Source organism: Planktotalea sp. (assembly GCF_039984035.1).
In the GTDB taxonomy this organism is placed as follows: Bacteria; Pseudomonadota; Alphaproteobacteria; order Rhodobacterales; family Rhodobacteraceae; genus Planktotalea.
This window is the reverse complement of the sequence record NZ_JBDWVM010000088.1, coordinates 1-7,571: the sequence shown is the minus strand read 5'-3', so window position 1 is coordinate 7,571 and position 7,571 is coordinate 1. Positions and strand designations below refer to the sequence as shown.

Sequence of the window (7,571 nt, the reverse complement as noted above, 5' to 3'; positions counted from 1 at the left end):
GGCTTGGTCGAACACGGGCGTTGGCCAAGCAGAGGCGGATGTGCTGGTCCGTGATCCTGTCGTTGTGACAGCATCGCTCCCACGCTTCCTTGCGCCGAATGACCAGACGTCTGCCTTGATCGAGATCGTGCATGCAACAGGTCCGAGTGGACGCATGGGGCTTGATATTTCGGCCAACGGAATTGCGTTGGATGCAGCGTCTGTGCCGTCGGGGATCACGTTGGGTGATTTGGAAAAACAGATACTAACATTGCCGATTAGAGCCGGAAACGTCGGTGATCATACTCTGCGGATTGCATTGACGACACCAGATGGAAAGCAGCTCACGCAAACTCTGACGTTGCCTGTGCGCGCCAATGATCCGGAGGTCAGCGAAGTGCGCCGCCTCAGCATCGCGAGCGGCGCGACCTTTACGTTGGATGATGCGGTATTTGCCAATTTCAAACGCGGCACTGGCTCTGCTGTCGTCGCGGCTGGTCCGCTTGCTAAGCTGAACGCACCGGGTCTGTTGCAGGTGCTTGATCGCTATCCTTACGGCTGCACAGAGCAGGTCACGTCGCGGGCGCTTCCGTTGCTCTATTTCAACGAGGTGGCGGAAGTCATGGGCCTCAATGTGCGCCAGAGTGTTCAAGCGCGTGTGGATCAAGCGATTGCACAGGTTCTAACACGACAATCCTCGAATGGTGCGTTTGGCTTGTGGCGTCCTGACTCCGGTGATTTCTGGCTTGATGCCTATGTGAGCGATTTCCTGTCGCGCGCAAAGGCACAAGGCTATGACGTGCCAAAGCTTGGCTTCCGCGTTGCGATGGATAACCTGCGCAATCGGATCAACTATGCGCCTGACTTCGATGGGGGCGGCGAAGACATCGCCTACGCGTTGATGGTACTTGCGCGTGAAGGCGCGGCATCGATGGGCGATCTGCGCTACTATGCGGATGTGAAGGCAGAGGCCTTTAGCACTCCGCTTGGCGCTGCACAGTTGGGTGCAGCATTGGCGTCTTATGGGGATCAAACACGCGCAGATGCAATGTTTGCCCGCGCCGCACGTTTGATGATACCGCGTCTGGGTGCAGATGGTCGTGAATGGCGTGTGGACTACGGCAGCAACCTGCGCGATGCGGCTGGTCTTTTGACCCTTGCTGTTGAAGCAGGCAGTCAAACAATTGATACCTCGGTTCTGTCTGATCGGATTTCGAGCGCTGAAGGCACCTTCTCCACACAAGAGGCATCATGGGCGCTTTTGGCGGCGCATGCCTTGGTCAAAAACCCCAATCCTGAAGGGCTGACCTTGAATGGCGCGCCTGTTGGAGGGCCGTTTGTGCGTCGCTATGAAGGCGGCGCAGCGGCTCTGCAGATTGCCAATCCCGCCGCGCGCGCGACAGAGATCACGCTGAGCACCTTTGGCGTGCCGCAGGTCGCGCCTGAAGCGGGTGGTTATGGTTACAAGATTGAGCGTGAGTATTTCACCATGGAAGGTGTGCCGGTTCCCGAGCTGAACCTGCAAACAGGCGACAGGCTGGTTGCTGTTCTTACAGTTACTCCGTTTGAAGGTGGCGATGCACGGCTCATGGTGAATGATCCGTTGCCTGCCGGTTTGGAGATCGACAATCCTAACCTCATTCGGGGCGGCGATATTCGCGCGCTCGAGTGGCTCAAACCTGTCTCTGCACAGCACTCTGAATTCCGCTCTAATCGCTTCCTCGCGGCTGTGGATTGGGGGAAGAAGAGTGCGTTTCAACTGGCCTACATCGTGCGTGCTGTGTCGGAGGGAACCTATCATCACCCTGCCGCATCGGTTGAGGATATGTATCGCCCGCAGTATCGCGCGCGGTCTGAAACGGGTCTTATGCGCGTGGGTCAGTAACCCATGCGCCGCATTGCGCCATTCATTGTTGTCCTTGCGTTGTTTCTGACTGCGCTTGGGCGCGATGCCTTTGACGATTGGGTCGCGCAGACCGAGCTACCGAGCGTGTTGCCGGATACCTCTGTCGAGGTCCGTGATCGCGATGACTTCCTGCTGCGCGCCTACACAGTTGAAGACGGGCGTTGGCGGATGGGCATCAACATTGCGCAAGTCGACCCTCGGTTCTTGGACATGTTGATTGCCTATGAAGACAAACGTTTCTTCAATCATGCGGGTGTAGATACTTGGGCTGTTTTACGAGCAGCGAAACAGGCCGTGTTGAATGGTCGGATCGTGTCGGGCGCGTCTACTCTGACGATGCAGGTCGCGCGGTTGCTTGAACAAAGTGGGACAGGTGCGTGGGGCGGTAAGGTGCGTCAGTTGCGCGTCGCACTTCGGCTTGAACAAGTGCTGAGCAAAGAAGAGATTTTAGAGCTCTACCTCACGCTTGCCCCCTATGGCGGTAATATCGAAGGGGTGCGCGCCGCGACGCTGAGTTACTTCGGGAAGGAACCAAATCGTTTGACCGCCGCGCAATCGGCGCTGCTTGTTGCATTGCCGCAAGCGCCAGAGGCGCGTCGCCCCGACGTGGATGTTCAGGCGGCAAAAGTGGCCCGACAAATCGTTTTGGATCGTTTGGTGTCAACAGACGTGGTGAGCGATGAAGAGGCCAGAACAGCCCATTTAGAGTCTATTCAGAGCGAGCGATTGCCATTTCCATCCCTTGCGCCCCACTTATCAGATCGTGCGCGTCGCGTATCGCCAGAACGCGGACTGCATCATCTTACGTTGAGCGGAGAGGTGCAAAAACAGGCGGAGAAACTGGCAGCGAAGAGCATTCAGGGCAAGGCAGAAAATCTTTCAATTGCGATGATCTTGGCGGATCATCAAACAGGTGAAATCATCGCCCATGTCGGGTCTGGCGGTTATTCTGACCGCGCAGGGCGGCAGGGCTTTATCGACATGACCAAGGCGCTGCGCTCGCCCGGATCGACGTTGAAACCAATCGTCTATGCTTTGGCGTTTGATCAAGGTCTCGCGCATCCCGCAACATTGATCAATGATCGCCCTGTCGCCTTTGGCGGTTATGCGCCCCAGAACTTTGACGGTGCGTTTCGCGGCGAACTGAGGGTCGATGAAGCGCTGCGCCAATCGCTCAACATCCCTGTTGTTCTTCTGACAGAAGAGCTTGGCCCTGCGCGTCTCATGGCGACACTGCGCAAGGCTGGAATGCACGCACAGGTTCCGGGCGGTGCGCCAGGTTTGGCCGTTGCGTTGGGCGGCGTTGGCACGTCTTTGGAAGGGTTGGTGCAGCTCTATGCGGGGCTGGCGCAAGGCGGCGTGACGCAAGCGTTGGCTTGGCAAATGGGGCAGCAGGCGGGGGTGAGCGAGCGCTTCCTCGGTGCCTCATCCGCGTGGCAGGTTAGCCATATCTTGGCGGGCCTAGAGCCACCTAAAGGCGCTGCGCAGATGCGGGTGGCCTACAAAACAGGAACGTCCTATGGGCATCGTGATGCATGGGCAATTGGGTTTGACGGGCGCTATGTTGCTGGGGTCTGGATCGGTCGGCCAGATGGTACGCCTGTGCCTGGGGCATTCGGCGGCGAAATGGCGGCGCCGATTCTGTTTGAGCTGGTTGGTTTGATCAGTGATGAAGCTGTGCCCCTACCACCGCCACCGCCCGAAGCGCTGTTGCTTGACACCGCTTCTTTGCCATTACCGCTGAGGCATTTCAAAGGGCGGCGCGCTGTATTTCAAGCAGCGCCAGACGCGCCCAAACTGGCATTCCCACCAGATGGCGCCAGACTTGTTCGCAGCGAAGAAGGGTTGATCGTCAAAGTGCGCGATGGGCTGCCACCCTTTACGTGGATGGCGAATGGCGCACCGATCTTGCGCCGCGTCCACACGCGCGAGGCGCAACTGCCTGTAAGCGAGCCGGGGTTCTTTGAATTGTCGGTCATTGATAAGAATGGCCGCGCTGCGCGCGCGACCATTCAGCTTGATTAGGCTCTGATTTAGAGACGTTCGATTGCGAATGCGATGCCTTGACCACCGCCAATACACATGGTGATCAACGCGCGTTTGCCGCCAATGCGTTCTAGCTCATAAAGCGCCTTCACGGTGATCAATGCACCTGTTGCTCCAACAGGGTGACCAAGGGCGATAGCGCCGCCATTTGGGTTCACTTTCGCAGGATCAAACCCGAGACCTTTGTTCACGGCGAGCGCCTGCGCTGCGAAGGCTTCATTGCTTTCGATGACATCAAAATCAGCGCCAGTCAGACCGGTCTTCGCAAACAGGTTTTCGACAGCAGGGATCGGGCCAATGCCCATAACTTCTGGGCGCACGCCAGCATGGGCATATCCCAAAATGCGCGCCTTTGGCTTTAGGCCTGCTTTCTCAGCGGCAGAGGCTGTCGCCATCACGATTGCGGCAGCACCATCGTTGATGCCAGACGCATTGCCCGCTGTGACTGTCCCGTCCTTTTGGAAGACGGTGCGCAGACCGGCAAGCGCCTCAGCCGATGTCGCTTTGGGGTGTTCGTCCACTTTGAAGTCAACGAGGTCGCGTTTGACCTTTACCTGTACGGGGGTGATCTGGCTTTCAAAGTAGCCGTTCGCAATTGCGTTTGCTGCACGCTCTTGGCTGCTCATCGCGAAAGCATCTTGTGCCTTACGGCTGATATCATGTTCCGCCGCGACGTTTTCTGCTGTGACACCCATATGGCCAGTGCCAAACGGGCAGTTCAACGCGCCGAGCATCATGTCCAAAGTGCGCACATCGCCCATTTTTGCACCCCAACGTTGGTCGGGAATAATAAAGGGGGAGCGCGACATATTTTCTGATCCACCCGCGAGAGCAAAGTCAGCATCACCTAGCATCAAGGATTGCACGGCGGAGACAATCGCCTGCGCGCCGGAACCACAAAGGCGATTCACATTCATCGCAGGTGTCGTGTCTGGGATACCTGCGTCGATAGCGGCGACACGGGACAGATACATATCGCGCGGCTCTGTGTTGATGACGTGGCCGAACACAACGGTGCCAATCTGCCCGCCTTCAACACCGGCGCGTTCCATCGCGGCTTTTGATGCGATCGTGGCAAGTTCGATTGGTGTGGTTTTTGCAAGCGCGCCGCCAAAGGTGCCGATGGCCGTACGTGCGCCGTCTAGAATGACGATATCTTCTGACATTAAGGTGTCTCCCGAATTTATAAGTTCGGGTTGGTTACGCGTTGCCCGCGGCGTTTGCCAGTGTGACGGTAGGGCGAAATCGTCAAAAATATAGTGTTAGCGCCCAAACTAGCTCTCTTTTTGCGTTCAATAATGCGGCGGCGTCATCGCCCAAACGATAACTGTGTTTTGATCTGTCGGGTTGGCATATCGATGCGGTCTATTCGATTTGAAATGAAAGGCGTCGCCAGCGTGTAGCGTCATTACCATGTCATCAACTGTGAGCTCCAAGGTGCCAATAACCACATACCCGCCTTCTTCGCCCTTGTGGGAATAGAGCGTGTCACCGGAATTTGCATAAGGATCGAAGGTGGTCAGGATCAGTTCCAAATCACCGCTGAGATTGGGGCTGATGAGTTCATCCCGCACACCAGATTCAAATTTGAGCGAACGGCGGTTTTGCGCCCTCACAACGATCTGGGCCTCTGGATTATTTTGCTCTTCTGGATCGGGAAAGAACCAATTGATCCCGACGCCGAGCGCCTTGGCAATCATATTGAGCGCGCGCACGGAAGGGTCGGCATCCTGGCGCTCCAACTGGCTCAGGTAGCCGACCGACAATTCACTTGCCTCAGCAAGCTGTTTCAAGGTCAGCCCTTTCGCCTTTCGTAGCTCGCGCATGCGCGCACCGATGATGGGTTGGGTCGCTCGCGCTGTCATAACTTTCGAACTTTCATCATAATTATGACTCCAAAATTATGATATTTAGTGATACTGAGGTTTCATATTCAGATTTATCGAACGCATCTCACAGCGTCAAATGTCAGGATCGCCATGTCTTTCTTCAAGAACAAGTTCTTTGGTGCTTATGGGCTTTGGCATTGGGGTGAAGGGTTCCAAACGGTTCTGTTCACTTGGTATATGAGCATCCATTTAAACCTGAGCGCGACGCAGATCGGTTTCTTTCAGGCCTTGGTTCTATCGCCTTTTCTCATCTTCACTATCGCAGGTGGTGTGTTGACGGACCGTGTCGGTGCAAGGCTAAGCTATACAGTGTCGACCCTCATCTTTGGCGCGATTTTGATTGGCTATGGCGTTCTCGATCAGAGCCTTGGGTATCTGCCAAAGGTTTTTTTGCCTACTGTGTGCTTGCCGGAATCGTCAGCGCGATTTCCAATCCTGCGATTGATACCTTCATCCCTGAGGCTACGCCAAAGGGTGCGCAGGCGAACGGTTTGCTCGCCGCAAGAGCGCATAATGTTGCAAAACTCACAGGGACGATTACAGCGCTGAGTTTGCCATTCTTGCTGGCGACTGGTGGCTTTATTTTGAATGGTGTGTTGATGATAGTGAGCGCATTGATCTTGCGCGCGCACAATCCGCAAAATGGCGGTGCACGGCGGCAGAAAACTGAGGCGATTGATTGGCAGGTCTTGCGTAGAATTGCGCAGCACTATCGGCAATGTCCTGAGAACCTCGACATCCTTCTGTCCAGCATTCTGTTGGGTCTCATCATCGTGCCAGTGGGATACATTTTGATGCCTCTGGTGCTGCGTGAGAATTTCCCTGAGTACGGAAATTTTATCGCGTTGATGAACATTTTAAGCTGGATTGGCGCGATTACGATAACTGCAATTGCATCGCGTCTTTCTGCCAAAATCACACGTCCCGGTCAGGCGGCCCTGTTGGTTTGGGGGCTTTATGGCGCTGCGCTCTTGCTACTGACGCAGGTCGGCAGTTTCGCGATGCTTTGCGGGCTTATCTTGTGTTTTGGCGGAGTGAAGCTTGGTAAGGCGTTGGTCTATGGGAAGTACCTGCACAATGCGCCAGATAAGCAACGCGGTGTTTTGATCGCGGTGGATCAAACAGCGTTTTGGGGCCTAGCGACGCTAGGTACGTTTGGGATGGGTGTATTGGTCGATACGATTGGATTGAACCCAACGATCTGTGCGGTGTCAGCGGTGGTTATGTTCGGCACGGGGTTGTTGGCGGTGCGGGGTCATCTTGTGCGGATGACCCCTGCTTAGACACTGTTTTTGGCTTTATTCGCCGTAAGGCACCCAAACGGTTTTCGTCTCGCTCGCTGCGCTTAGGAAGTCGCGTGGGGCGAAATTTGTGCTCTGCCCGTTATTGACCCAAGTGCGTTTCAGATTGCCTGTGGATTTGCTTTCGACCACGGTCGAAACATCGGCTGATGAAAAGCTCCAGACCGCGTCCAAATCATTGTGCGCAGCAAGGTGTGGCGCGAGCTCTGCATGGCTGCCGGTGATGACATTCACGACGCCTGCTGGCACGTCGGATGTTTCCAACACTTGGATCAAATCCGTCGCGGCGAAAGGATAGAGCTCAGATGCGATAAGGACAGAGCGATTGCCCATCGCCATACCAGCGCCCATCGCGTGGCAGAGGCCAAGCAACGGCGCATCATCGGCGCAAAGCGTGCCGATTACACCGACGGGTTCGTTCATCGCCAGTGCAATGCCGCGGATTGGAAC

At 55.8% G+C, this 7,571-nt stretch carries 5 protein-coding genes and 1 pseudogene; 3 read left to right on the top strand and 3 right to left on the bottom strand.

Annotated elements, in window-relative coordinates; genetic code table 11:
- Both ABJQ89_RS03935 and pbpC read left to right on the top strand, forming a co-directional pair.
- A pseudogene (locus ABJQ89_RS03935) lies at positions 1-1,864 on the top strand (alpha-2-macroglobulin family protein); the annotation flags it as partial.
- A 3-nt stretch (positions 1,865-1,867) separates the two neighbouring features.
- Entirely contained in the window at positions 1,868-3,910 is a 2,043-nt protein-coding gene (gene pbpC / locus ABJQ89_RS03930) for a penicillin-binding protein 1C (RefSeq protein WP_348494964.1), read from the top strand.
- Between the two features lie 8 nt (positions 3,911-3,918).
- Here pbpC and ABJQ89_RS03925 read toward each other — a convergent pair whose 3' ends face one another.
- The gene (locus ABJQ89_RS03925; RefSeq protein WP_348494963.1) at positions 3,919-5,097 is read right to left on the bottom strand and encodes an acetyl-CoA C-acyltransferase family protein; all 1,179 of its coding nucleotides are present in this window, start codon (positions 5,095-5,097) and stop codon (positions 3,919-3,921) included.
- 126 nt (positions 5,098-5,223) lie between these two features.
- A complete protein-coding gene (locus ABJQ89_RS03920; protein ID WP_348494962.1) occupies positions 5,224-5,796 on the bottom strand; it encodes a cupin domain-containing protein in 573 nt (190 codons plus the stop codon).
- A 425-nt stretch (positions 5,797-6,221) separates the two neighbouring features.
- On the opposite strand from ABJQ89_RS03920, the gene ABJQ89_RS03915 reads away from it, so the two are divergent.
- A complete protein-coding gene (locus tag ABJQ89_RS03915) occupies positions 6,222-7,103 on the top strand; it encodes a hypothetical protein (protein ID WP_348494961.1) in 882 nt (293 codons plus the stop codon).
- A gap of 15 nt (positions 7,104-7,118) precedes the next feature.
- On the opposite strand, the gene ABJQ89_RS03910 is transcribed toward ABJQ89_RS03915, so the two are convergent.
- Positions 7,119-7,571 (bottom strand): aldehyde dehydrogenase family protein (locus ABJQ89_RS03910; RefSeq protein ID WP_348494960.1); only part of this gene is annotated, 453 nt, incomplete at its 5' end.

Coding starts and splice junctions, on each gene's coding strand:
- pbpC (WP_348494964.1), top strand. CDS start 1,868: ATGCGCCGCATTGCGCCATTCATTGTTGTCCTTGCGTTGTTTCTGACT.
- ABJQ89_RS03925 (WP_348494963.1), bottom strand. CDS start 5,097: ATGTCAGAAGATATCGTCATTCTAGACGGCGCACGTACGGCCATCGGC.
- ABJQ89_RS03920 (WP_348494962.1), bottom strand. CDS start 5,796: ATGACAGCGCGAGCGACCCAACCCATCATCGGTGCGCGCATGCGCGAG.